Raw genomic sequence first — 24718 nt, forward strand, 5'->3', positions numbered from 1 at the left:
TGCCGGACAGGCTCTATTTGTTGCGCTTTGCGCACAGTGCGATGCCGTCCGGTGCCGCGCACGGCACGTGGCCGTGGGTGCGCATCACGTCCTGGCCGCTGCCCCGGCTCATGTAGTTGAGGAAGCTGGAGACCAGGGAGTTCGCGGGCGGCCGCCCGTAGGTGTACGCGTACTCGGTCTCTCGGAAGGGGTACGCGTCCCCGCTGCCGCCGCCCGAGGGGTCCGCCTCCTCGCCGACCGTGGGTGTGTGCCCGTCGAGACGCAGTACCTCGGTGCCCTCGGGGCGGCTGCCGGAGCGCAGTTCGCTGTAGCCGATGGCGCCCGGTGTGCGGGCGACGGTGTCCAGGACCTGGGGTGTGGAGTCGAGTTCGCAGCGGATGACGGGGGCGCGGGGGTCGTCCTTCGTGCGGCAGTCGCGGGAGGAGTTGGCGGGTTCGTTGCGGCCGAGGACGCGGCGCTGGAAGACCTCGCGGGTGCCGGAGCCGGCGTCGCGGCTGATGAGGACGATGGGCAGGTTCGGGCCGCCGAGCGGCTGCCAGGTGCGGATCTCGCCGCGGTAGATCCGGCGGACCTGGTCGAGGGTGAGGTCGTCGACGCCGCTGACGCCCTGGTGGACGACGAGGGCGAAGGCGGAGACGGCGACGCTGTTCTCGCGCAGATCGCCGAAGCCGGGCGGCTTCGGTCCGTCGGACAGGGTGACGATCGCCGGCGAGCCGCCGTCCGCCTCGCGTCCGGCCGCGTCGAGCGCCTGGATTCCCGCGGTGCTGCCGCGCGCGTCGATGTCGACGGTCGAACCGGGGCAGTCCCGCATGTACTTCTTCGCCAACTCCTCGGCGACCGGCTCGAATGCGGTGGATCCGGTGACCGTGATCGTGCCCTTCTCGCAGCCCATGGGTGGTGCGGGCCGGTCGCTGTCGCGCAGCAGGATCATCGAGGCGAGCACCAGCACGAAGACGGTCAGGACCGTGGTCAGTCCTTTGGCCATCCGGTGGAAGCGGGTGGGGCGTTCGTCCAGGGTGGTGGATCTGTTGGGCTCCACCGAGCCGTTCGCGAGGCCGCCGGTCACCCGGATGTCGCTGTCGGCGGGGCCGCCGGTGAGCATGACGAGGATCTTGTAGAAGCCGCCGCTGTTCACGGGCACCTTGGGCAGCCGTACGAGGTGGTCGTCGCTGCTGAAGCCGGACTCGGGGCCGAAGTGCTCCATCAGGTCGTCGATGTTGCGCTCGGTCAGCGCGACTCCGCGGACCGTGCGGCCGGTGAACTCGACGGTCAGGCCGTACGGGCGCGGGCTGGTGTAGTCGGTGGCGAGGATGGCCTGCGAGCCGTCGTTCTCGATGCGGATCAGGACGAGCGTGGCGTCCGGCAGGCCGGCTATCTCGTCGAAGACCCCGAGCCGCGCCTCGTCCGCCTCCTCCAGCTGGGCGCTGCCGATCGGTGCGTCCATCTGCACGCGGTGGCCGATCCGCCGGCGGCGCGGCACCCGGCGCTCGTACCAGAAGATCGCGACGGGTGCGATGACGCCGACGATCAGGGAGAACACGGCGATGACGTTCTCGGCGGTCAGCCACTCCACGGGTGCCTCGCACGGTGTTCCGGATGGTTGGTCCGGTCACCGTACGAAGCAGTCGTCGGAGGTGGGAGACGGTCGGGCAGGCCTTCGGCCGGTGTTCGTCAGCTGTTCAACTTCTGTGTGTGCGGGGCGGGTTGGAGGGAGGCAGCAGCGAGGGCGGGGCGGTCAGTCCTTCGTGTACGTGAGGGGGTCCCCGCCGCTGCCGACGAGTTCGCGCTCCAGGGTGTCGGGGCCGTGCATCCGCAGCACGCTGGTCTGGCCGGGTTTGCAGGAGGCCGGGTCGCCCTTGATCACGGAGGACGGGCCGAGCTGCAGATCGTCGCCGGTGCCCGAGCGCAGGGTGGCCTCCCAGCGGCAGTCGTGACTGGGGCCCTTGCCGTCGAGGGTCATCACGACGTCGTCGGTGTCGCCCTGGACGATGGTCATGACCCGGGTGTTGGTGCCGCCGTCCGCCGGGAAGTCGGCGCGCCAGGTGCCGAGATAGCGCTCGGGCACCTCGCCGCTCGCCGGGGGCGAGTCGTCGCCGGGGGACGGGCTGTCGGAGGACGAGGACCGGCCTGCGTCGTCACCGTCGGGGCTCGGGGAGCCGTCGCCGCGCTGTTTGGCGTCCTGGCTGCTGCCGGTGCCGCTCGCGCCGCTCTTCGTACCGTCGTCGCCGTTCATCAGGGCGTACACGGCGCCGCCCGCGCCGAGCGCCACGACCAGCGCCACGGCGACCAGCACGGCGGTGCCGCGTCCGCTTCGCCTCGGCTGCGGGGGTCCGTACGGCGGGGTGTGGCCGTACGGCGATCCGTACGGGGAGGTGCTGCCGCTCCAGCCGTCGGTGGGATACGGGGCGCCGCCCTGGTAGTGCGGGTGGCCGTGGGCGCTCTGGGGGTGCGGGTAGCCGTAGGCGGTGCCCTGTGCCTGTCCGGGGGCGGGTGCTGCGGCGCCCGGGGGTGGGCCGGGTGGCGGGGCGCTGCCGGCGGACATGGTCGGCAGGTGGTCGACGGAGGGGGTGCCGGGGGTGCCCGGTGGGGGTGGGGCGGGAGTCGGGGTGTCGGGGGCGNGCCCGGTGGGGGTGGGGCGGGAGTCGGGGTGTCGGGGGCGGCGTTCGCGGTGCCCGCGGGTTCGGCACCTGCCTGTTCGGCACCCGAGGATTCGCCGCCGGTTGGAGCGGATGCCGCTCCCGCGCCTCCGGCCGCTCCCGCGCCTCCGGCCGGTCCCGCGCCTCCGGCCGCTCCCGTCCCCGGTGTCTCGTCGGGATCCTCCGAGTCCAGCAACTGGACGGCGTGGCGGCCGAGTTGGGCGACCAGGACGCCGGGGAGCCAAGGGTCCTTCGCCCGGCCGTCGTTGACGGTGGTGTCCGCGCCGGTGCGCTCCAGGATCTCCTCGAGCGACGGCCGCGCGTCCGGGTCCTTGGCCAGGCAGTCGGACACCAACTCCTGGAGGCCTTCCGGGAGTTCGGAGAGGTCGGGGTCCTCCTGCGCGATCCGGAACATCAGTGCGTGCACCCCGCTCGTGGCGGTGCCGAAGGGCAGCATGCCGCTCGCCGCGTACGCCAGTACGGAACCCAGGCAGAAGACGTCGCAGGCGGGCGTGATCCGGTCGCCGCGCACCTGCTCGGGCGCCATGAATCCGGGCGAGCCGACGAGCGCGCCGGTCCGGGTCAGTCCGCCGTCGGTCACGGTCTCCAGGGCGCGTGCGATGCCGAAGTCGATGACGCGGGGGCCGTCGATGGTGATGAGGACGTTGGACGGCTTGAGGTCGCGGTGCACCAGGCCGGCGGCGTGGATGTCGCGCAGCGCGTGCGCGAGTCCGGCGGCGAGGATGCGGGTCGAGCGCTCGGGCAGCGGGCCGTGGTCGCGCGAGACGACCGTGCCGAGCGAAGGCCCCGCCACGTAGCCGGTCGCCACCCAGGGGATGACGGCCTCGGTGTCCGCGTCGAGCACCGGTGCGGTCCACTGCCCGCCGACCCGCCGCGCGGACTGCACCTCCTGCCGGAACCGGTCCCGGAACTCCTGCTGTTCGGCCAGTTCCTGCCGGACGAGCTTCACCGCGACCGTGCGGCCGCGCGCCGAACGGGCCAGATAGACCTCGCCCATTCCTCCCGCGCCGAGCCGTGCGATGAGGCGGTAGGCCCCGATCCGCTGCGGATCCGTCGGCCCGAGCTTGTCCATGACGGCGCCCTTCCCCCGTACCTGTCCCCCGTACTGCTGTACGCAGTGAGAATAGTCCCGGAAATCCGGGCGCCTCACCGGCCGTGGCGCAATGGTTACCCGGGCGCGGATCCGGCCTCGGTCGTGGCGGTGCGCCGGGCGTCGGACGTGGACCTGTTCCCGGCGTCGGGCCCGGGGGCGCTGCCCGCCCCGGACTTCGCCGCCGTGTCCTCGCCGAGCACCGTGCTCATCGCCGCCGAGAGCCGGTCGAGCACCCGGGCGGTCTCCGCGAACTCCGCCTCGCCGAGCTCGGCGGCGAGCCGCGCCGCGAAGAGCGCGTGCCCGGGGTCGATCCGCCGTACCGCCGCGCGGCCCCGGTCGGTGGGGGTGACGAGTTTGGCCCTGCGGTGGGCAGGGTTGGGCGCGTAGTCCGCGAGGCCGTCGGCGACCAGGCGGTCGGCGATGCGCTGCACGCTCTGCCGGGTGATGCCCATGGTGCGGGCGATACCGGAGACGGAATCGGGCGCGTCGAGCACTGCGCCGAGTACCTGCCACCAGGCCGCGCTGAGCCCGGCCGGGGACGCCAACTCGTCCGCGATGCGCAGGAATTGGCCGTTGAGCCGGAAGACGTCGAGTGCCGTGCGGCTGAGTAGATCCTGCTGCGCCCGCGTCACCGGGCGGCCGCCTCGGAGCCCGCCTCGGCCTCAGTCCCGGTCCCAGTCCCAGTCTCAACCTCCGCGTCCGCTTCTGCCTCCGCTTCGGCCGCGGCGAGGGTTTCGTACGCGCTCGGGTCCGAGTCGTGGAAGAGGCGGTACCAGGCGTCGAGCAACTCGCCCTCGTACACCCCGAGCAGACCGAGCACCTCGCGGGCGAAGGCGACCGGCTCGGTCGGGCCGGCCGTCACGATCCCGCCGTCGGTGACCGCGTCCGCCTCGACGTAGTGCTTCCCGCCGTCGTACCCGGTGGCCGCCAGGTAGTACGAGATGGCGCTGGTGTGCTTCCGGTCGTCGAGCAGCCCCTCGCGGGCGAGGCCCGCGGTCGCGCCGCAGATCGCGGCGACGGGCACCCCGGCGTCGACGAACTCGCGGGCCTTGCGGGCGAAGGGGGCCAACTCGTCGCCCGTGTCCCAGAGATCGCTGCCGGCCAGGATCAGCAGCGCGGCGTCCTCGGCGCGCAGCTCGTCCAGCGCGAGGTCGGGCGTGATGCGCAGCCCGCCGATGCTGGTGACGGGGTCACGGGTGAGCCCGACGGTGCGGACCGGATGGCCGCCGCGCGCGAGGTATGCGGTCGTGTGGCCGGTCTCCCAGTCCGCGTACGCCTCGTAGACGGCTGCGTAGACGGTCCTGGTCGGTGCGACGGGGCTGTTGCTGCTCATGACGTCCTCCGGGTGATCCGCTGGACTGCGTGATGCACTATGACAGCATGCTGTCAAAAAGGCAGTATGCTGTCAAGCTCTCGCTTTGTGGCGCTCTCTTTCCAAGTCGGAAAGAGAGCGCTACTCTTTCCGTAACGGAAACTGACGGGGAGGTCCGACCATGCCGACCGACACCACGCCACCGGGCGGCATCACGCCCGAGCAGGCGCGCACCGCACTGGCCGAGGCCGAAGAGGTCCGCACCTCGACGACGGCCCTGTCGGCCACGCCGTGGCCGGCCTGGTTCGCGGTCTGTCTGACGCTGTACAGCGCCGCCCTGCCGATCGCCTACGGAGGCGTGATGGCGGACGAGGACTGGCTGTTGCCCCGGCCCGCGTGGATCGGCGTGCTGCTGCTGATGGTCCTGCTGTTCACCGGCCTGTTCGCGGTCGCCGCGCGCAACTGGCGCCACCGGACCGGAGTCGCCCTGCGCCTGGACGTGCTGCCGAAGCGCGCCACCGTGCCGCTCTTCATCGGCCTCCCGGCGATCCTGATCGGCTCGGCCGTCGCCTTCCGTACGACCGGGTGGCCGGGCTGGCTGGTCGGCGCCGCGCTGCTCGCGGGTGCCACCTCGATCGGCTTCCACCTGGCCTTCGTCCGCCTGCACCGGAAGTCGGCGTGACGGCCAAGTCCCGCGGCGAGGACGTGATGGCGGGCTTCGACGGGATCGTGCACGCCCCGAACCGCCTGCGGATCTGTGCACTCCTCGACACCGCGGGCGAGGCGGAGTTCGGTGCCGTGCAGGAGCAACTGGGCGTATCGGCCTCGGTGTTGAGCAAGCACGTCACGGTCCTGATGGACGCGGGATACGTCGCCCAGCGCAAGGCCGTACGCGCCACCCGGCAGAGGGTGTGGCTCCGCATGACCTCCGAGGGTGTGGCGGCGTACCGCGGACACCTGGCCGCGCTGCGGGCGATCGTGGGGCCGTGACGGGGCGCCGGTCGTCCCCGCCCCGCTGTCGACCTGACCGGACACTGTGTCGCGCGCCCCCCGCCAGGCCCAGACAGGACGCCGATGCACAGCTCACATGCCGGACATCTACCCTCGGCCGCATGACCCCTCATGCCGATCCCGCCAAGGGTGCCGCGGTCAAGGCCGCGGACCGCGCCCATGTTTTCCACTCCTGGTCAGCGCAGGAGCTGATCGATCCGCTCGCCGTCGCCGGCGCCGAGGGCGCCCACTTCTGGGACTACGAGGGCAATCGCTACCTCGACTTCACCAGCGGCCTCGTCTACACCAACATCGGCTACCAGCACCCCAAGGTGGTCACCGCGGTCCAGGAGCAGGCGGGCCGGCTCGCCACCTTCGCGCCGGCCTTCGCGATCGACGTACGGTCCGAGGCCGCGCGCCTGATCGCCGAGCGCACCCCGGGCGACCTCGACAAGATCTTCTTCACCAACGGTGGCGCGGAGGCCGTCGAGAACGCCGCCCGCATGGCCCGGGTGCACACCGGCCGCCCCAAGATCCTCAGCGCCTACCGCTCGTACCACGGAGCGACCGCCGCGGCGATCAACCTGACCGGGGACCCGCGGCGCTGGGCCTCGGACAACGGCAGTGCGGGCGTCGTGCGCTTCTGGGCGCCGTTCCTGTACCGCTCGCCGTTCTACGCCAAGACCGAGGAGCAGGAGTGCGCGCGGGCGCTGCGGCACCTCGAGGACACGATCGCCTACGAGGGCCCGCAGTCGATCGCCGCGATCATCCTGGAGACGATCCCCGGCACCGCGGGCATCATGGTCCCGCCGCCCGGCTATCTGCCCGGCGTCCGGGAGATCTGCGACCGGTACGGGATCGTGCTCGTCCTGGACGAGGTGATGGCCGGCTTCGGGCGTACGGGGACGTGGTTCGCGGCCGAACACTTCGACGTCGTCCCCGATCTGCTGACCTTCGCCAAGGGCGTCAACTCGGGGTACGTGCCGCTCGGCGGTGTCGCCATCTCCGGCGAGATCGCGGACACCTTCGCCCGCAGGCCGTACCCCGGCGGGCTCACGTACTCGGGACACCCGCTGGCCTGCGCCGCGGCGGTGGCGACGATCGACGTGATGGCCGAGGAAGGCGTCGTCGAGCACGCGGCCCGGATCGGCCGGGACGTCCTCGGCCCCGGCCTGCGTGACCTGGCGGACCGCCACCCGTCGGTGGGCGAGGTGCGCGGGCTCGGCGCGTTCTGGGCCCTGGAACTGGTCCGCGACCCGGACACCCGCGAACCCCTGGTCCCGTACAACGCCTCCGGCGAGGCGAACGCCCCGATGACCGCCTTCGCCACCGCCTGCAAGAAGTCCGGCCTCTGGCCTTTCATCAACATGAACCGCACTCACGTCGTCCCGGCCTGCAACATCTCCGAGACCGAAGCCAAGGACGGCCTGACCCTCCTCGACGAGGCCCTCACAGTCGCGGACGCCCACCTGTAACACCCACGACGGCGGCCAGCCAGGGCGAATACCCATCCGGTCCGGCGCTGGAGGGCATCTTCAGCCCGTCCGGCGCTGGAGGACATTTTTCAGCCCGTCCGGCGTTTGAGGACGAGCCCGCCAGGGCGAAAGAAGAGCCTGTCCGGCGATTGAGGACAAGGCGCCCCAGCGCCGGGGCTGGAAACCGCACCCCGACGCCACCGGAGCCAGAGCCCCAGACCGCCCACCCCCCCCTGACCAAAACCCCACCCCCTGTCCGGGAGGACATAGGGTGGCTGCCGACCAGGCCCGCCAGGGCCACCCACACCACCACAACCCCCGGGGGGAGTCGCACCCTCATGCGCGTGACCCGCAGCACCCTGCGCCAGCAGATCGCCGATGCGCTGCGCGACGAGGTGCTGGCCGGGCGGCTGCACCCGGGGCACGAGTTCACCGTGAAGGAGATCGCCGAGCAGTACGGGGTCTCCGCCACCCCCGTGCGGGAAGCGCTCGTCGATCTGTCCGCGCAGGGTCTCCTGGACTCCGTCCAGCACCGGGGGTTCCGGGTGCACGAGTTCTCCATCGAGGACTATCGGGGCATGGTCGAGGCACGCGGTCTGGTCGCCGAGGCGCTCTTCCAGGGCATCGCGGAACGCCCCCCGGGCGACCTCGCGGACGCCGTGCTGTCGGTGCGGCGCCGCGCGGAGGAGGCGCAGCGCGCGGCCGGCGCCGGCGACCTGGACGTGCTGATCGGCTACGACCTGCGCTACTGGCGCGAGCTGAGCACCCTCTTCGGCAATCCGTATCTGTCGGAGTTCCTGCACCGGATGCGCGTACAGGCCTGGGTGTTCCTGGTGCCGCTGCTGCGCCGCGACGGCCGGCGCGAGCAGCTGTGGTGCGGGCATCTGGAGCTGGTGGCGGCGGTCGAGCAGCGCGATGTGGCGCGGGCTCGGACGCTGGTCAGGGAGTACTACGCGGACGCGCTCGCCCAGGCCGAGCGCCTCGCCAAGTGACCGGCGCGGCCGTGGACGCGGGGACGGGGGCGGCCACGGCCGAGGTGGAGCTGACCGTCGTGGTGCCGGCATACAACGAGGAGCAACGGCTCGGCCCGACGCTCCGGGCGATCGCCGACCATCTGCAGAAGAGCCGGTTCGAGAACTGGGAGCTGATCGTCGTCGACGACGGCTCCACGGACGGCACCCGCGCGGTCGCCGAGGCCGCGGCCGCCGAGGAGCCGTCCGTGCATGTCGTCGCCGGCGACACCAACCGCGGCAAGGGGCATGCGCTGCGGCTCGGGGTGTGCGCCTCGTACGGCCGCCGGGTGCTCGTCACGGACGCGGATCTGGCGACGCCGATCGAGGAGCTGGACCGGCTCGACGAGGAGCTGACCCGGACGGGCGCGACGGCCGCGATCGGCTCGCGGGCGCTGCCCGGGGCATCGATCGAGACGCATCAGCACCGGGCCCGTGAACTGCTCGGCCGGGGCGGGAACTTCCTGATACGCGCGGTCGCGGTGCCGGGGATCAAGGACACCCAGTGCGGTTTCAAGCTGTTCGACGGCGACCGTGCGCGGGAGGCGTTCGCGGCGACCCGGGTGGACGGCTGGGCGATCGACGTCGAGGTGCTGCAGTACTTCCGCCGGCAGGGCTGGCCGCTCGCGGAGGTCCCGGTGCGGTGGGCGCATCAGGAGGGGTCGAAGGTGCGGCCGCGGGACTATGCGGGCGTACTCGCGGAGCTGGCCGCGCTGCGGGTCCGGAGCCGGGGCGGCAGGGACCGCCGGGGCGGCAGGGACCGCACACCGGGCCGCACGCCGGACCGGACGCCGGCCCGCACGCCGCGCTGGGCCGACCGGACTCCCCGCAGGCAGGCGCGGCGCCGGGACCTGGCCGTGGCCGGGCTCTTCCTCCTCGCCGCCTTCCTCCTCCAGATGGGCCGCTGGGCCGACCCGGGCGGCCGCTATCTGCCGGACTCGCTGCAGGACCAGAACCAGTGGGAGTGGTTCTTCGCGGTCACCGCGGACAATGTGCTGCACCTGCGGAATCCGCTCTTCACCGATCTGCAGGGCTTCCCCGACGGCGTGAACCTGATGGCGAACACGGTGATGCTCGGCCTCTCCGTGCCGTTCGCCCCGATCACCGAACTCCTCGGCCCCGCGGTCAGCCTGTCCCTGGTGATGACGCTCGGCCTGGCCGCCACCGGCTACGCCTGGTACTGGCTGATCCGGCGCCGGCTCGGTGTGGGCCGGGCCGCGGCGGTCACCGGCGCCGCGCTCGCCGCCTTCGCGCCCCCGATGGTGAGCCACGCCAACGCGCATCCCAACTTCGTCGTCCTGTTCATGCTCCCGCTGATCGTCGACCGGGCGCTGCGGCTCTGCGAGGGCACCCGGGTGGTGCGGGACGGGGTGCTGCTCGGCCTGTTCACGGCGTACCAGATCTTCCTCGGCGAGGAGCCGCTGCTGCTCGCGGCGATGGGACTGCTGCTCTTCGCGCTCGGCTACGCGGCGGTGCGCCCGGACGTCGCGCGGGCGGCGCTGACGCCCCTCGCCCGCGGGACCGGGATCGCGCTTGCGGTGTTCCTGCCGATCGTGGCGTTCCCGCTGTGGTGGCAGTTCTTCGGCCCGGGGAGCTACCACTCGGTGCTGCACGGCGACGGCGCGGGCAACAGCCCGCTCGCCCTGCTCTCCTTCGCGGAGCGCTCGCTCGCCGGCGACCGGGCGACCGCGGACGGCCTCGCCCTGAACATCACCGAGCAGAACGCGTTCTTCGGCTGGCCGCTGCTGCTTCTCGCCTTCGCGATCGTCGTACGGATGTGGGGGCGGCCGCTGGTCAAGGCGCTCGCGTGGACGGCGCTCGCGGCGGCGCTCCTGTCGCTCGGCCCGAAGTTCCGGGTGCCGGGCACGGACACGGTGCTGACCGGGCCGTGGCGGGCGCTCGCGCACCAGCCGCTCTTCGAGTCGGTGATCGAGTCGCGGGTGGCGATGGTGTGCGCCCCGGTGCTCGGCATGCTGGTGGCGCTCGGCGTCCATGAGCTCGTACGGGAGCTGGGGCGGCGGCGCGAGGAGGACGGGCGTGGGGAGGACGGGCGCGGGGAGTGGCCCGTACGTCGCGGGGTGGCGGGCCCCGTCGCGGGTCTGCTCGCGGTCGCGGCGGCGCTGCTCCCGATCGTGCCGGGGCCGCTGCACACCGTGGACCGCGCGAAGGTGCCGGGCTTCATCGCGGACGGGACCTGGCGCAGGTACGTCGACACCGCGGCCGGCGAGTCCCTGGTGCCGGTGCCGCTGCCGGATCCGGGCGCCGCGGAGGCCCTGCACTGGCAGACCACTGCCGACCTCGGCTTCCGGCTGCCGGGCGGCTACTTCAACGGCCCGTACGGCGAGGACCGCAGAGGCATCTACGGGGCCGTGCCGCGGCACACCTCGAACCTGCTGCGCGAGGTCGCGGTCAGCGGCCGCGTCCCGCAGCTGTCGAAGGCGTGGCGCGAACAGGCCCGCGCGGACCTGGAGTTCTGGCGGGCGGGCGCCCTGGTGCTGCCGCCGCAGCGGCACACCGAGGCCCTGCGGACGACACTGGAGGGGCTCCTGGGGCGCCAGGGGACGTGGATCGGCGGAGTCCTGGTCTGGGATCTGCACGGGGGCAGCTGACCCGGCCGTTTCGCCATTACCCTGCCTGGACGGCCGCCCACCTGGCCGGACGACGAAGTGAGGAGCTCTCTTGGCGTGTGACCTGTGGCTCGTCCCCCTGGTCGATGTGCTGTGCCACAGCCCCGACAACCCCTTCTCCGAAGAGCTCGCCCTCTACGACCGCACCCTCGGTGAGGCGGGACTGCCGCCGGTACCGGTCTTCTCGTACATGCCGGGCCTGTCCGGGGACGTCGCCCCGGTCGCCGGCTTCGACTACGACGCGCTGCACTTCCTGCGCCGCGCCTATCTGCTGCAGATCTGCGGGCTGCCGGTGACGCCGGTGGACGAGCTCGGCGGCGACTACGAGCAGCTCCTGGAGATGTTCGAGTCGACCGCGCAGCAGTCGCATCTGGTGTGGCACTACGACCACGCGGGCGCGTACGTCCCCGTGGACTTCGCCGAGCCGCTGGTGAACGACGATCTCCTGGAGGGCGGCGGCCCGCTCGGCTCCGCGCAGGCGCTGTTGCGCGAGCTGGAGTTCGTGGCGCCCGCGATCGGCATCGACCCGGCGAACCCGCCGGCCGCGCCGCAGGCCCCCGAGGGCCCCACGGACCTCGAGGAACCGGCGGCGCCCGCCCCGTACGACGAGAGCCCCTTCGCGCGAGAACGCCATGTCTGGCTCGGCCTGCACGCGGCCGCGACCCGCTGCCTCGGCCAGGGCTCGATGATCGTCTTCAGCTGAACGACCGTCTTCAACTGAACGACCGTCTTCAGTTGAACGACCGTCTGCCGAGCATCGACCGGCGGGCGCCGCCCACCGGGGCCTGGCCGGCCTCGGTGGGGGCTCCTGCGGCGGGCCCGGCTATGCCTTGACGGCGATGGGCTCGGCTACTTCCGGGTCCCCGGCGTCCGCGTCGCCCGCGTCCACGTCCTCGCCCGCGTGGGTCTCCGCGACCCGCTGCGGCAGCTTCAGTGCGATGGCGATGGTGACCAGGGCGAGCGCGGCCGCCACGGCGAAGCCCAGCTTCATGCCGCTGACCTGCGCGGGCACCGCGGCCACACCGTCCGCGATCCGGCTGGTGGTGCGCGCCGACATCACGGTCACCATCAGCGCGGTGCCGAACGCGGCCGCGACCTGCTGAAGCGTGCCAAGGATCGAGCTGCCGTGGGAGTACAGATGCGGCGGTAGCGCACCCATGCCGAGCGCGAACACCGGCGTGAACGTCCCCGCCAGGCTCACCATCAGCAGCACGTGCAGGCCGAGGATCTGCCAGTACGGAGTCGTCATCGCGATCTGGGTGAAACCGGCGAGCGCGAGCGCGATGCCCGCCGAACCGGGCACCACCAGGGCACGGCTGCCGAACCGGTCGAAGGCCTTGCCGACGCTCGGCCCGAGCAGGCCCATGGCCAGTCCGCCCGGCATCACGATCAGGCCGGTCTCGAGAGGGCTGAGGCCCCGTACGTTCTGCAGGTAGAGCGGCAGCAGCATCATCGAGCCGAGCATCGTCAGAAAGCCGATGGACAGCAGGGCGAGCGACAGCGTGAAGGTGCCGTATCGCAGCGTGCGCAGATCCATCAGGGGCGTGCCGCCGCGCTGCAGCCGCAGCTGCCGGAGCGCGAACACCGCGATGGCCAGCACACCGGCGACGGCGATGCCGATCCCCAGCGTCCTGCGGTCGCTCTCACCGATCAGGCTCAGGCCGTACACCAGCCCGCCGAAGCCGAGCGCCGCGACACTGACGCTGAACCAGTCGATCGAACTGGCCTGCTGCTCCCCGATGTTCTCCAGCTTGCGCAGTCCGAACCAGGTCACCGCGGCCGCGATCGGCAGTACCACCACGAACAGCAGCCGCCAGGAGCCGGCCTGCAGGATGACGCCGGAGACGGCCGGGCCGAGCGCGGGCGCCACGGACATGGCCAGGGTGACATTGCCCATCACCTTGCCGCGGTTCTGTGCCGGCACCACGGTCATCAGGGTGGTCATGAGCAGCGGCATCATCACGGCGGTGCCGGCGGCCTGCACGATGCGGCCCGCCAGCAGCACCGCGAAGGACGGTGCGACGGCCGAGATCACGGTGCCGAGCAGGAAGGTGCCCATCGCGAGCGCGTACGCACGGCGGGTGGTGACCCGCTGCAGGAACCATCCGGTGACCGGAATCACGGCGGCCATGGTGAGCATGAACGCGGTGGACACCCACTGCGCGGACTGCTCGGTGATGTGCAGCGACTCCATCAGGCGCGGGATCGCATTGATCATGATGGTCTCGTTGAGAATCACCACGAACGTGGCGAGCACCAGCAGCCGGACCACGGTGGGCGTTCGCCCGTCCACCGCCCGGTCCTTCGCTTGCTCCGGTATGGCAGCGGTCATCACAGCACCTCGCAGGGGTTCCACGTCTCAGTCGCCCCTGGCCGAGGGTCGCCGGACAAAAGTCGGTCACTACGCCGATACAGACCGGCGCACCCGCCAAAACTCATCGACCGAGAGAGTGTGCCTCATCCTGTCCGGAGATGCGCCCGATTTTTCCGCCGCCCGGTGACGGTACGGACCGCCCCGCTCAGCCCACCTCCGGCGGCCGCTGCCGGGGCATGTTCGGGCGGGTGGCCGGGGGTGCCGGGAAGCGGGTCGGGGGTGGCGGCTCGGGGCGTGGGGACGGGCCGGAGGACTGGATCAGGAGCGGCGACGGGCCGGAGCGGAATTCGATCATCCAGTCCGCCGTCTCCGAGCGGACGAGCTCCGTGACGTCCTCGGAGAAGCGGCGCAGCACGCCGAGGCAGCGCTCCGCCGCCTCGCTCGCCGTGCCCTCGGCGGGGCCGAGCACCTCCCGTACGGACTCCGACGCCCAGTCGAACTGCAGGGCCTGCAGGCGCCGTTGGACGGCCTGGGCGGTGGCGACGTCTCTTATCCAGCCGGAGGTGAGGCCGAAGTAGCGGTCGCAGCCGAAGCAGGCCACCGCGAGCAACAGGGCCAGACAGCCCCAGGGTGCGGCGCCGTCGGCCGCCGCCGTCAGGTCGAGCAGCGGCAGCGCCGCGCCGACGAGGGCGCCGAGGGCCGTGCCGCTGCGCAGGGTGCGGGCCAGGCGGCGCTTCCAGGAGCGGTCGGCCAGGTACCAGCCGGCGGTCCGCAGGGCGTTCGCCTCCACCCAGCGGTAGAGCTCGTCGAGCCGATCGGCCGGTGCGCCCCAGTCGCCGAGCGGGAAGGGGCGGCCGGTCAGATCGCCGCCGGCGGTGTCCGCCCTGCCGCCGTCGTCCGCGGGGCCGTCCGGGCCGGGCGCCGCGCCCTGGTCCGGGGCGCCGCCCGCCGCTTCGTGGCCGTCCGTACGCCCGCGCCGGCTGCCCCCGTCGGGGCGGGGAACCTCGGGCTGCCTCTCCGGCTGGCTCACCGGCACTCCCTCGACTTCTACGGCTGGGACCGGGGCGCAGGCCATCGGCTCGGGGCGCCCCAGGGCCCGGCTCGCTCGGGAGGGGGCCCTGCTGTGCTGACCCCTTCCTACCGCCGTGCGGGTGGCCGTGCGGCCCGTTTGGCACCTTTTCCGCCCGGAAGGGGTCCTTGATCAGGTATAGGGCCGTCGGGGCCCTCACTCGAAAGAGTGCTGGGGCGATCCGCCCACCGAGCACGTACGCTCGTGCCAGGCGGGAAAACCCGCCGACGGCGGCGTCCGCGAGCGGTCGTGGACGCCGGCACCGCAAGCGCACGAGCGTCGACGAGAGCCAGGAGCTGATCGTGATTCCCGGTGGTGGCCAGCCCGATATGCAGCAGTTGCTCCAGCAGGCCCAGAAGATGCAGCAGGACCTTGCCGCGGCGCAGGAGGAGCTGGCGCAGACCGAGGTGGACGGGCAGGCGGGCGGCGGTCTCGTCAAGGCCACCGTCACCGGCTCCGGCGAGCTGCGCGGCCTCGTGATCGACCCGAAGGCGGTGGACCCGGAGGACACCGAAACCCTCGCGGACCTGGTCGTCGCGGCGGTCCAGGCGGCGAACGAGAACGCCCAGGAGCTGCAGCAGGCCAAGCTCGGCCCGCTGGCCCAGGGCCTCGGCGGTGGTGGGATGCCCGGACTTCCGTTCTAGGCGCGCTCCAGGGGTGCCCCGCCGATGTCCCTTCGGGGTATCTCTTCTGGGGTCGGCCCCGCACCAACTACCGTACGAACCAGGCAAGTGACAGGAAGGCAGTCCGTTGTACGAAGGCGTGGTCCAGGACCTCATCGACGAGTTGGGCAGGCTGCCCGGCGTCGGTCCCAAGAGCGCGCAGCGGATCGCCTTCCACATCCTGCAGGCCGAGCCGGCCGACGTCCGGCGGCTCGCGCACTCACTCCTCGAGGTCAAGGACAAGGTCCGCTTCTGCTCGGTGTGCGGCAATGTCGCGCAGCAGGAGCAGTGCGGTGTCTGCCGCGACCAGCGCAGGGACCCCGCGGTCATCTGTGTCGTGGAGGAGCCGAAGGACGTCGTGGCGATCGAGCGGACGCGCGAGTTCCGCGGTCGGTACCACGTGCTCGGCGGCGCGATCAGCCCGATCGAGGGCGTCGGCCCGGACGACCTGCGGATAAGGGAGCTGCTCGCCCGGCTCGCCGACGGCACGGTCACCGAGCTCATCCTGGCGACCGATCCCAACCTCGAGGGCGAGGCCACGGCCACGTATCTCGCCCGGATGATCAAGCCGATGGGCCTGAAGGTCACGCGCCTGGCCAGCGGACTCCCCGTCGGGGGAGATCTGGAGTACGCGGACGAGGTCACCCTGGGCCGCGCCTTTGAAGGGAGACGACTCCTCGATGTCTGAGCTGACCGAGACCCACGCCCCGACCACCCCGGTCGCCGAGCGCTCGTCGGATGCCATGCTGCACGCCATGGCGCACGATCCGGGCGACTTCGCGGTGCAGATCGCGGACCAGGTCGAGAGCTTCATCGTCGCCGTCACCGAGGTCGCCAAGGGGGACGAGCCGGACTCGGCCGTCCCGTTCCTGCTCCTCGAGGTCTCCCAGCTGCTCCTTGCGGGCGGCCGGTTGGGCGCGCACGAGGACATCGTCCCGGACGAGCGGTACGAGCCGGACCTCGGCCCGGAGCCCGATGTGGACGAGCTGCGCGAGCGGCTCGCCGCGATGCTCGACCCGGTCGACGTGTACTCCGAGGTCTTCGACCCGTACGAGCCGCGCAAGGCGCCCGTCGCCTGCCGGATCTCCGACGACCTGGCCGATGTGATCACCGATCTGCGGCACGGCATGGCGCACTACCGCGCGGGCCGTACGGTCGAGGCGCTCTGGTGGTGGCAGTTCTCGTACTTCTCCAACTGGGGCTCCACGACCTCCGCCTGCCTGCGCGCCCTGCAGTCCCTGGTGGCACACGTCCGCCTGGACCAGCCACTGCAGGAGCTGGACGGCCTGGACACCGACCAGGACCTGGGCGAGGACGAACTCGCCGAGGAGGCGGGCCGAGTCATGGCCGAGGAACTCGCGGGACCGCTGGGACTTCAGGACGACAAGTAGCGGGGGCCGGCGCAGCGCCATCTGCGAGTCCTCGGGAGGGGCTCCAAACGGAGCCCCTCCGGCGATTGAGGAGGCCCTCCGCAGGAGTTTCGGGAAGGGGCGGGGAGGGGAGTTCAAGCCGCCGACAGGTGGGCCAATCGCGCCCGTGTCTCGCGGAGTCTCGCGGCCTGGGCGGTCAGGTGAGCGCTCACCGCGTCCAGTTCCGCCCGGAGGGAAGGGCACATGTCGAGGTGGACACCGTGCGCACCGCCACGCGCGCAGTCGAGGTAGCGGACGATGAGTGCCGTGCCGAGCCCTGCGGCGATCATGGCCCGGATCTGCGCCACCCGGGCGATGTCGGACTCGGCGTAGACGCGGTACCCGCTGCTGTTGCGCGCCGGGACGAGCAGCCCCCGGTCCTCGTAGTGGCGCAGCGCCCGCGTACTCACGCCGGTGCGTTCCGCGAGTTCGCCGATCAGCACGGTGTCGCTCCTCCTCGGACCTGGGCGGTCCGCTTGACCTTGACGCCGGCGTGAACCCGTAACGTCCCGCCGTATGACGAACCGAACAACGCCGCCGCGTGCCACGATCATCCACGGGTACGGCGCAACCCCCGACGACCACTGGTTCGGCGCGCTGGCCCGCCGGCTCGCCGGCGACGGCATCGCGACCGACGTCCCGCCGCTGCCCGACCCCGAAGCCCCGGACCCCGAGCGCTGGACCGAGGCCGTACGGGCCGAACTCGGCACCCCCGGCCCGGAGTCGGCCGTGGTCGCGCACAGCCTGGGCGGTCTTGCCGTACTGCGTCATCTGGGCGCGCTGTCCGGATCCTGGCGGCTCGGCGCGCTGGTCCTGGTCGCCGGGTTCGTCGACCGGCTGCCCGCGCTCCCGGAGCTCGACGCCTTCATCGGGGACGCTGCCGGGACCCGTCGCGTGGAGGCGGCCGCCGGCCGGGTCGCGGACCGGGTCGGCCGGATCGTGGTGCTCAGGTCCGACGCCGACCCGCTGGTGCCGGTCGGGCACACGGACCGCCTCGCCGGCCTGCTCGGGACCACCGCCCGCATCGTGCCCGGCGCGGGCCACTTCCTCGCCGACGACGGTGTCACCGAGCTGCCCGCGGCCCTTGCCGCGGTACGGGAGGCGGGGCTCGGCCGGGAGGGGGTGACCCTGGCCGGCTGACCGCTCAATCCGCGTGCCGCCCGCCGCGCCGCCGGACCAGGACCGTGTGGTCCGTGCGCGTGCCGGGGGTGCCGTCCGGGCGGGTCTGGGTGCGGTCGTGTTCCGCGCAGATCAGCACCTGCCAGTCGTCCTCGGCGAGTTGGAGGGAGGCGAGGGTCTCGGCGGGTGTGGGGAAGTCGATGTCGGGACGGCCGTGTCCGGTCTCCCAGTCGGGGAATCCGGCGTGGCTCTCGATCAGCAGATGCCCGCCGGGAGCGACCGCGCCGGTCGCGCGGCGCAGTACCTGTTCGCGGGGCAACTCGCCCGGTGAGTAGAGGAATTGGGCCGACACCAGATCGTACGAACCCTCGGGGAAGGACTCCGAGAGGTTGCTCCGGAGCCAGTCGATCCGGTCGGCGGCGCCGGCCTCGGCGGCGTGCGCGGCGGCGCGTTCGAGGGCGACACGGGAGACGTCGGTCGCGGTGACCCGCCAGCCGCGGCCGGCCAGCCACACGGCGTCGCCGCCTTCGCCGCAGCCGAGGTCGAGGGCGTGGCCCGGGGTGAGCTTCGCGGCCTCGCGGGCGAGCACCGCGTTCGGCTCCCCGCTCCACACGCGCCGGCTCTCCGCGTACCGCTCGTCCCAGAGTCGGGCCTCGTCGCCGGCGGGATGGCTGTCGTCGTGCTGCTGTGCCGTGGCCACAGGGGGTCTCCTCGTCGTCTGCGCGGGCGTCGTCCGTACGACCCGCCGTCCGTACGGCCCACCGTGCGCCCGCCCTGGCCGGCGCGGCAATGTTTCTTGCCGGGACGGCAAACCCGAGCCCGGGCGGTGAAATCCCGGAGTCCGCCCGGAGATCCCGGAGTCCACCCGCCCCCGTATGTGAGCACGACCACTTTCCGGAGTGCGCCCCTCAGAAGGGGGCAGACGGAGTCTCGGAGCGGGCCGGACAGCGCCCCGAGGGCCGACCTGGCCCGGTGAACGTGGCGTGGGCGGGACATCTCACGATGCGGTACGAACGGGGCGTATTCCGGCCGCTCGTTAAACTGAGCCGACCGAGACTGAATTGAGCGAGGAGCGCACGTGGGCCTTGTCGTGCAGAAGTACGGAGGCTCCTCCGTAGCCGATGCCGAAGGCATCAAGCGGGTCGCCAAGCGGATCGTGGAGTCCAAGAAGAACGGCAACCAGGTGGTCGCCGTGGTCTCCGCGATGGGCGATTCGACGGACGAGCTGATCGATCTCGCCGAGCAGGTGTCACCGATCCCTGCCGGGCGCGAGCTCGACATGCTGCTGACCGCGGGAGAGCGGATCTCCATGGCCCTGCTGGCCATGGCGATCAAAAACCTGGGCCATGAGGCCCAGTCGTTCACCGGCAGCCAGGCAGGTGTCATCACCGACTCGGTCCACAACAAAGCGCGCATCATCGATGTCACGCCGGGCCGCATCAAGACGTCCGTGGACGAGGGCAACATCGCCATCGTCGCCGGCTTCCAGGGCGTGTCCCAGGACAGCAAGGACATCACCACGCTCGGCCGCGGCGGCTCGGACACCACCGCCGTCGCCCTGGCGGCGGCGCTCGAGGCCGACGTGTGTGAGATCTACACCGACGTCGACGGCGTCTTCACCGCCGACCCGAGGGTCGTGAAGAAGGCCCGCAAGATCGACTGGATCTCCTTCGAGGACATGCTGGAGCTGGCCGCGTCCGGCTCCAAGGTGCTGCTCCACCGCTGTGTCGAGTACGCACGCCGCTACAACATCCCGATCCACGTGCGGTCGTCCTTCTCCGGACTGCCGGGCACCTGGGTGAGCAACGAACGACCCTCCGAAGGGGGAGCCGAGCAGGTGGAGCACGCACTCATCTCCGGAGTCGCCCACGACGTCTCCGAGGCCAAGGTCACCGTCGTCGGCGTACCGGACAAGCCGGGCGAGGCCGCGGCCATCTTCCGCGCCATCGCGGACGCCGAGATCAACATCGACATGGTGGTGCAGAACGTCTCGGCGGCCTCCACCGGCCTGACCGACATCTCCTTCACGCTGCCCAAGACGGACGGCAAGAAGGCGACCTCGGCCCTGGAGAAGATCAAGGGCAGGGTCGGCTACGACTCGCTGCGCTACGACGACCAGGTCGCCAAGATCTCCCTGGTCGGCGCCGGTATGAAGACCAACCCGGGCGTCACCGCGCAGTTCTTCGAGTCGCTCAGCGACGCCGGGGTGAACATCGAGCTCATCTCGACCTCCGAGATCCGCATCTCGGTCGTCACCCGCGCCGACGACGTACTCGGCGCCGTGCAGGCCGTGCACACCTCGTTCGGCCTGGACAGCGACTCCGACGAGGCCGTGGTCTACGGAGGCACCGGCCGCTGATGGCCGACGCCGCGCCGCCGCCGGCGCTCCCCACTCTCGCGGTCGTGGGAGCGACCGGCGCCGTCGGCACGGTACTGCTCCAGATCCTGTCCCAGCACGCGGACATCTGGGGCGAGATCCGCCTGGTCGCCTCACCGCGCTCCGCCGGCCGCAAGCTGGTGGTGCGCGGTGCGGAGGTCGAGGTCCTCGCCCTGGCCGACGAGGTCTTCGACGGGGTGGACGTCGCCCTGTTCGACGTGCCCGACGACGTGGCCGCCCGCTGGGCACCCGTCGCCGCGGCCAAGGGCGCGGTCGTCGTGGACAATTCGGCCGCCTTCCGGATGGACCCCGAGGTGCCGCTGGTGGTGCCCGAGGTCAATCCGCACGCCGCACGCGTACGCCCGCGCGGCATCGTCGCGAACCCCAATTGCACGACGATCTCGATGATCGTCGCGGTCGGTGCGCTGCACGCCGAGTTCGGCCTGCGCGAGCTCGTGGTCTCTTCGTACCAGGCGGTCAGCGGGGCCGGACGTGCCGGAGTGGCCGCGCTGCGCGACCAGTTGAAGCTGGTGGCCGGCACGGAGCTCGGCACCTCGCCGGGTGACGTACGCCGCGCCGTGGGCGACAACACCGGACCGTTCTCCGAACCCATCGCGCTCAACGTGGTGCCGTGGGCCGGTTCGCTCGGCGCGGACGGCTGGTCCTCCGAGGAGCTCAAGGTCCGCGACGAGTCCCGCAAGATCCTCGGCATGCCGCAGCTCAAGGTCTCCGTGACCTGCGTACGGGTCCCGGTGGTGACCACGCACTCGGTGACCGTGCACGCCCGCTTCGAGGACGAGGTCACCGTCGACCGCGCGCACGAGATCCTCTCCACCGCCCCCGGCGTCGTGCTCTTCGACAACCCGGCGGCGGGCGAGTTCCCGACCCCGGCCGATGTGGTCGGTACGGATCCCACCTGGGCGGGCCGGGTACGCCGCTCCCTGGACGATCCGACCGGGCTCGAGCTGTTCGTCTGCGGCGACAATCTGCGCAAGGGCGCCGCCCTGAACACTGTGCAGATCGCCGAACTGATCGCCGCGGAAATGCGCGCATAGAACCCCCAACCAGCCGGAACGGGACGGAGATCGATCCCGGCCGCGGCACCGCCCCGCGCAGGACCTGTGTAATTTGTGTGAGCGGGCCGACGGCCCGCACGACGCACACCCCCGTCCCGTGCAACCGCGCGCAGGGCGGGGTGCGTCTTTGCCGACACCCCCCGGGGTGTGCGCAGGGGGACGTGGCACTGGACGCCGTCAGCCGCCGGGGCACAGGGAAGAGCTGGTACGCATGAGGGCAGGGAATGCTGCTACGCGGAAGCAGGAGCGGCCGGGGACGCGCGGCGCACAGAGCGCACAGATCGCGCAGAGCCCGCAGATCGCCGCAAACGCGATGCCCGGCGCGTACAACCCTCACGGGGTCATGCGTGTCCAACAAGCGTGGCAGAGGTACTCGAATTCCCCCTGGGCGTCGTCGGCGCCCGGCCCCGCCGTGCCCGACCGGCCGGCGGGAGCAGCTCCGCCGGCGGGATGCCGGTGATCGCGCCCATGCCCTCGACACGACCGGCCCCGGTGCCGGATCAGCATGAGGGCGCGGACGACTCGATGACGGCAGGCACCACGGTCGACCACCTCACCGAGACCTATCGCGCGCACTACCGCTCGCTGCTCGGCCTCGCCGCGCTCCTCCTCGACGACACCGCCTCCTGCGAGGACGTGGTGCAGGAGGCCTTCATCCGGGTGCACGCGGCGCGCAAGCGCGTCCGCGAACCGGAGAAGACGCTCGCCTATCTGCGGCAGACGGTGGTCAACCTCTCCCGCTCCGCGCTGCGCCGCCGCATCCTCGGTCTCAAGCTGCTCTCCAAGCCGATGCCCGACATGGCGAGCGCCGAGGAGGGGGCGTACGACCAGCTGGAGCGGGACGCCCTGATCAAGGCGATGCGCGGACTGCAGCGCCGCCAGCGCGAGGTCCTCGTGCTGCGCTACTTCGCCGACATGACCGAGGCCCAGGTCGCCGAGACGCTCGGTCTGTCCGTCGGCTCGGTGAAGGCCTACGGTTCGCGAGGCATCGCCGCCCTGCGCGTCGCCATGGAGGCGCAGGCATGAGTACGAATCGACCCGGTGAGCCGGGGCCGGACGGCCACGAGCAGGGACAGCATGGTGGGAACGACGCAGTGAACGGCCCTTGGAACACCCCCTCGGAACCCCGGTCCGAGGACTCCGCGGCGGACGGCCGCGGCTCCTTCGACGCCGATGGTCCCGGGGACCTCGGCGCAGCCGCCGGCCTCGACGCCGACGAGCAGGCGCTGCGCGCGATGATGCACGGCGCCGTCCGGGAGATCCGGCCGTCCGACGCCTCGCTGGAGCGGCTGCGCCATGCCGTGCCCGCTCGCCGGGCCCGCAAGCGGCAGGCCGTGGTCGGCCTTGCGGCGGCCGCGCTCCTGGTCGGCACCGCGGTGCCGACGCTGCTGCACGTCACCAACTCGCCCGGCTCCTCCGACGATCACCCCTCCGCGGTGGGCCACACCTCACAGGTGCCGGGCGACTCCGGGCACACGGACGGCGGCAAGCAGGGGCACGACAAGGAGAGTCCCTCGGGCAAGGACGGACCGAAGGACAAGGACCGGGACAAGGGCAAGGACAGCGGCGGCAAGGGCGACGAGACCGGCGGCGGCGCCACGGCCGGCGCCGACCCCACCGGCTCGGAGATGGCACCGGCCGCCACCTGCGGCGCCGGGCAACTGGGCAATGCGGTCGGCACGGTCGGTGAGCCCGCGGCCGACGGCAAGGTCTACGGCTCCTTCAAGGTGTCCAACGTCTCGGGGAGCGACTGCACGGTCGCCGGCGGCGGCAGCGTCACCTTCGAGGTGCAGGGCGCGGCGCAGCGCGGCCGGGTCGCCATGACGGAGGTCGCCGCGGGCAATTCGGCGGTCGGCCTGCCCGTCGCGCCGGCCGCGGGCACGGTCCGGCTCGCGCCCGGTGAGGCGTACGAGGTGCACTTCGCCTGGGTGCCGTCCGAGTCCTGCCCGACCGAGGGCTCGTCACCGGATCCGGATCCGACCGACGGCGGTACGGGCGGCGGAGGCGACGAGCCGGGCGTGGAGCCGCAGTTGGTGCCCGGCGAGGGCTCGGCGGACGGCAGTGTCGCGCTGTCGCACACGGCCGAGCCGGGGGCCCCGACGGCGGCGGCGACGATCCCCGACGCTTGTGCGGGGACGGTCTATCGCACGGGGGTCATGGCCGCGTCGTAGGCGCGGGAGTCGTCTCGGCGGCGTCGATGTCCGTGTCGCCGTCCTCGTTGCCGTCCGGTCCGGGCTTGTTGCCGTCCGGCCCGGGGTCGCTGTCAGCCGGGAACAGGCCCAACTCCGCGTCCCGCGCGAACTCGACCTCCCGGCGGAAGAGCCGGAACCACATGAAGAGCACGAAGCCCGCGAAGATGAACCACTCGCCGGTGTAGCCGAGGTTCTGGAACGCCTTCAGATCGAGCCCGCTGCCCTGCGCCACCTTCGGCGGCACCGGCCGCATCCCGTCGCCGGCCTTCTCCGATGTGACCCAGGCGTCCTCGACGTCGTACGGCACCAGGTTCACCAGGGAGGCCGCGCTGATCACCGCGAGCTGGCCCTTCGGGAGGCCGGCGCGGTCGCTGACGCCGTTGCTGCCCGCGCTCTCCGAGGCCTGCAGGGCGCCGGTCACGGTGACCTCGCCCTCGGGCAGCGCGGGTGCCTTGCCCGCATCCGCCTCGCCGGGCAGCCAGCCCCGTACGACGGGCAGCACGGTGCCCTTGCCGTCGCCGGGGCCGTCCGTACGCAGCAGGCCGAGGACGTAGTAGCCGGTGCGGTCGTCGAGGGTGCGGTCGGGCACAAGGAGCTGGCGGTCCCAGGTGCCGGTGGCCGTGGTGCGGCGTCCGGAGGTCTCCTGGTCGACGGGGAGCAGCTGGGCGAGCGGCGCCGCCTTGCCCTTGCCGGCGGAACGGCTCTGCTGCTCGGCCTCCTTGTGGGTGTCCACGCGGTCCTCGAACCTGCCGAGCTGCCAGGACCCCATGAAGATGCAGAAGGGGATGGCAAGAACGAGGAAGACGTTGATGCCCCACCAGCGCGGAGTCAGCAGAAACCGGTACACGCCGTCCACGGTACGGGGCGCGTGCGGTCAGGCTGTGACCGGGCCCTGGAGGAACTGGACGTAGTTGCCGTCCGGGTCGGTGACGGTGGAGAAGTACCAGCCGTCGCCGACGTCCTCGACGGGGCGGACCCAGTTCACGTCCAGGGTGTTCAGGTGGGCCTCGGCGGCGCGGATGTCCTTGACCATGATGTTGATCATCTGGCGGCCGGGCTCGGTGGACTTCTCGGCGACGTCGTCGCGTTCGTCGAAGCCGATGATCGTGGGGCCGATCGTGAGCATGTGCTGATGCCACTTCGCCCCGAGGGGCTCCAGGACTGCTCTGTACCAGGCGATCAGGGGATCGGTCTGTGCGGATCCGAGGATCACGCCGAGGCCGGAGATGTTGTCGGATGTCATGTGGTGCAGACCGCCGTGGGCGCCGGGATTCATCGGTCCCCAGCCCCGCCCCTTCCCGAAAGTCCTCAATCGCCGGACGGGCTCTGATAGAGC

23 protein-coding genes and 1 pseudogene are annotated in these 24718 nt (G+C 72.1%); 14 read left to right on the forward strand and 10 right to left on the reverse strand.

What is annotated here, in order from left to right; all coding sequences use genetic code 11:
• Positions 1-13 precede the first annotated feature (13 nt).
• The 4 genes and pseudogenes from DY218_RS14740 to DY218_RS14755 form a co-directional block, all read right to left on the reverse strand.
• The gene (locus tag DY218_RS14740) at positions 14-1573 is read right to left on the reverse strand and encodes a substrate-binding domain-containing protein (protein WP_128556470.1); all 1560 of its coding nucleotides are present in this window, start codon (positions 1571-1573) and stop codon (positions 14-16) included.
• A 1046-nt stretch (positions 1574-2619) separates the two neighbouring features.
• Positions 2620-3729, reverse strand: a pseudogene (locus DY218_RS35125) (serine/threonine-protein kinase); the annotation flags it as partial.
• 95 nt (positions 3730-3824) lie between these two features.
• Complete coding sequence (locus DY218_RS14750; protein ID WP_128556471.1) at positions 3825-4382, reverse strand: MarR family winged helix-turn-helix transcriptional regulator; 558 nt, start codon at positions 4380-4382, stop codon at positions 3825-3827.
• On the reverse strand, positions 4379-5083 hold the full coding sequence (locus DY218_RS14755; protein WP_128556472.1) for a type 1 glutamine amidotransferase family protein: 705 nt from the start codon (positions 5081-5083) through the stop codon (positions 4379-4381). The genes DY218_RS14750 and DY218_RS14755 overlap by 4 nt, the downstream gene beginning before the upstream one ends.
• A 160-nt stretch (positions 5084-5243) precedes the next feature.
• Between DY218_RS14755 and DY218_RS14760 the strand changes: the two genes are divergently transcribed.
• The 6 genes from DY218_RS14760 to DY218_RS14785 all read left to right on the forward strand — a co-directional run bounded on the left by DY218_RS14760 (position 5244) and on the right by DY218_RS14785 (position 11867).
• A complete protein-coding gene (locus DY218_RS14760; RefSeq protein WP_128556473.1) occupies positions 5244-5744 on the forward strand; it encodes a hypothetical protein in 501 nt (166 codons plus the stop codon).
• Positions 5741-6052: a transcriptional regulator gene (locus tag DY218_RS14765; RefSeq protein WP_325052001.1), complete on the forward strand. Its 312-nt coding sequence runs from the start codon at positions 5741-5743 to the stop codon at positions 6050-6052. The genes DY218_RS14760 and DY218_RS14765 overlap by 4 nt, the downstream gene beginning before the upstream one ends.
• Positions 6053-6174: 122 nt before the next feature.
• Positions 6175-7527 (forward strand): aspartate aminotransferase family protein, encoded by a 1353-nt coding sequence (locus DY218_RS14770; RefSeq protein WP_128556474.1) that lies wholly within the window; start codon positions 6175-6177, stop codon positions 7525-7527.
• A 338-nt stretch (positions 7528-7865) separates the two neighbouring features.
• Positions 7866-8519 (forward strand): GntR family transcriptional regulator, encoded by a 654-nt coding sequence (locus DY218_RS14775; RefSeq protein ID WP_128556475.1) that lies wholly within the window; start codon positions 7866-7868, stop codon positions 8517-8519.
• Entirely contained in the window at positions 8516-11146 is a 2631-nt protein-coding gene (locus tag DY218_RS14780; RefSeq protein WP_233521600.1) for a dolichyl-phosphate beta-glucosyltransferase, read from the forward strand. Before DY218_RS14775 ends, DY218_RS14780 begins: the two co-directional genes overlap by 4 nt.
• 70 nt (positions 11147-11216) lie before the next feature.
• Positions 11217-11867 carry a hypothetical protein gene (locus DY218_RS14785; RefSeq protein ID WP_128556476.1) on the forward strand — a complete coding sequence of 217 codons (651 nt, stop codon included), beginning with the start codon at positions 11217-11219 and terminating at the stop codon, positions 11865-11867.
• Between the two features lie 120 nt (positions 11868-11987).
• On the opposite strand, the gene DY218_RS14790 is transcribed toward DY218_RS14785, so the two are convergent.
• Both DY218_RS14790 and DY218_RS14795 read right to left on the reverse strand, forming a co-directional pair.
• On the reverse strand, positions 11988-13496 hold the full coding sequence (locus DY218_RS14790; RefSeq protein ID WP_128556477.1) for an MDR family MFS transporter: 1509 nt from the start codon (positions 13494-13496) through the stop codon (positions 11988-11990).
• Between the two features lie 187 nt (positions 13497-13683).
• Positions 13684-14508 carry an SLATT domain-containing protein gene (locus DY218_RS14795; RefSeq protein WP_128556478.1) on the reverse strand — a complete coding sequence of 275 codons (825 nt, stop codon included), beginning with the start codon at positions 14506-14508 and terminating at the stop codon, positions 13684-13686.
• Positions 14509-14849: 341 nt separating this feature from the next.
• Here DY218_RS14795 and DY218_RS14800 point away from each other — a divergent pair, with 341 nt between their 5' ends.
• The 3 genes from DY218_RS14800 to DY218_RS14810 all read left to right on the forward strand — a co-directional run bounded on the left by DY218_RS14800 (position 14850) and on the right by DY218_RS14810 (position 16600).
• Positions 14850-15191: a YbaB/EbfC family nucleoid-associated protein gene (locus DY218_RS14800; RefSeq protein ID WP_128556479.1), complete on the forward strand. Its 342-nt coding sequence runs from the start codon at positions 14850-14852 to the stop codon at positions 15189-15191.
• 106 nt (positions 15192-15297) lie between these two features.
• Positions 15298-15897, forward strand: coding sequence for a recombination mediator RecR (gene recR / locus DY218_RS14805; RefSeq protein WP_128556480.1), 600 nt, complete (start codon positions 15298-15300; stop codon positions 15895-15897).
• Entirely contained in the window at positions 15890-16600 is a 711-nt protein-coding gene (locus tag DY218_RS14810; RefSeq protein WP_407703625.1) for a DUF5063 domain-containing protein, read from the forward strand. The genes recR and DY218_RS14810 overlap by 8 nt, the downstream gene beginning before the upstream one ends.
• A 113-nt stretch (positions 16601-16713) precedes the next feature.
• On the opposite strand, the gene DY218_RS14815 is transcribed toward DY218_RS14810, so the two are convergent.
• Positions 16714-17061 (reverse strand): MerR family transcriptional regulator, encoded by a 348-nt coding sequence (locus tag DY218_RS14815; RefSeq protein ID WP_128556481.1) that lies wholly within the window; start codon positions 17059-17061, stop codon positions 16714-16716.
• A 73-nt stretch (positions 17062-17134) separates the two neighbouring features.
• Between DY218_RS14815 and DY218_RS14820 the strand changes: the two genes are divergently transcribed.
• On the forward strand, positions 17135-17758 hold the full coding sequence (locus tag DY218_RS14820) for an RBBP9/YdeN family alpha/beta hydrolase (RefSeq protein ID WP_128556482.1): 624 nt from the start codon (positions 17135-17137) through the stop codon (positions 17756-17758).
• 4 nt (positions 17759-17762) lie between these two features.
• On the opposite strand, the gene DY218_RS14825 is transcribed toward DY218_RS14820, so the two are convergent.
• The gene (locus DY218_RS14825; protein WP_128556483.1) at positions 17763-18437 is read right to left on the reverse strand and encodes a class I SAM-dependent methyltransferase; all 675 of its coding nucleotides are present in this window, start codon (positions 18435-18437) and stop codon (positions 17763-17765) included.
• A 378-nt stretch (positions 18438-18815) separates the two neighbouring features.
• Here DY218_RS14825 and DY218_RS14830 point away from each other — a divergent pair, with 378 nt between their 5' ends.
• The 4 genes from DY218_RS14830 (at position 18816) to DY218_RS34235 (ending at position 23361) form a co-directional block, all read left to right on the forward strand.
• A complete protein-coding gene (locus DY218_RS14830; protein ID WP_128556484.1) occupies positions 18816-20096 on the forward strand; it encodes an aspartate kinase in 1281 nt (426 codons plus the stop codon).
• Positions 20096-21169 carry an aspartate-semialdehyde dehydrogenase gene (locus DY218_RS14835; protein ID WP_128556485.1) on the forward strand — a complete coding sequence of 358 codons (1074 nt, stop codon included), beginning with the start codon at positions 20096-20098 and terminating at the stop codon, positions 21167-21169. Before DY218_RS14830 ends, DY218_RS14835 begins: the two co-directional genes overlap by 1 nt.
• 381 nt (positions 21170-21550) lie before the next feature.
• The gene (locus tag DY218_RS14840) at positions 21551-22216 is read left to right on the forward strand and encodes a SigE family RNA polymerase sigma factor (protein ID WP_407703627.1); all 666 of its coding nucleotides are present in this window, start codon (positions 21551-21553) and stop codon (positions 22214-22216) included.
• Positions 22213-23361 (forward strand): hypothetical protein, encoded by a 1149-nt coding sequence (locus DY218_RS34235; protein WP_158574037.1) that lies wholly within the window; start codon positions 22213-22215, stop codon positions 23359-23361. The genes DY218_RS14840 and DY218_RS34235 overlap by 4 nt, the downstream gene beginning before the upstream one ends.
• Here DY218_RS34235 and DY218_RS14850 read toward each other — a convergent pair.
• A complete protein-coding gene (locus DY218_RS14850) occupies positions 23345-24229 on the reverse strand; it encodes an SURF1 family protein (protein WP_128556486.1) in 885 nt (294 codons plus the stop codon). The genes DY218_RS34235 and DY218_RS14850 overlap by 17 nt on opposite strands.
• A 27-nt stretch (positions 24230-24256) precedes the next feature.
• A complete protein-coding gene (locus DY218_RS14855) occupies positions 24257-24625 on the reverse strand; it encodes a VOC family protein (protein ID WP_199566733.1) in 369 nt (122 codons plus the stop codon).
• Positions 24626-24718 lie beyond the last annotated feature (93 nt).

The organism is Streptomyces triticagri (genome assembly GCF_003429565.1).
GTDB lineage: Bacteria > Actinomycetota > Actinomycetes > Streptomycetales > Streptomycetaceae > Streptomyces > Streptomyces triticagri.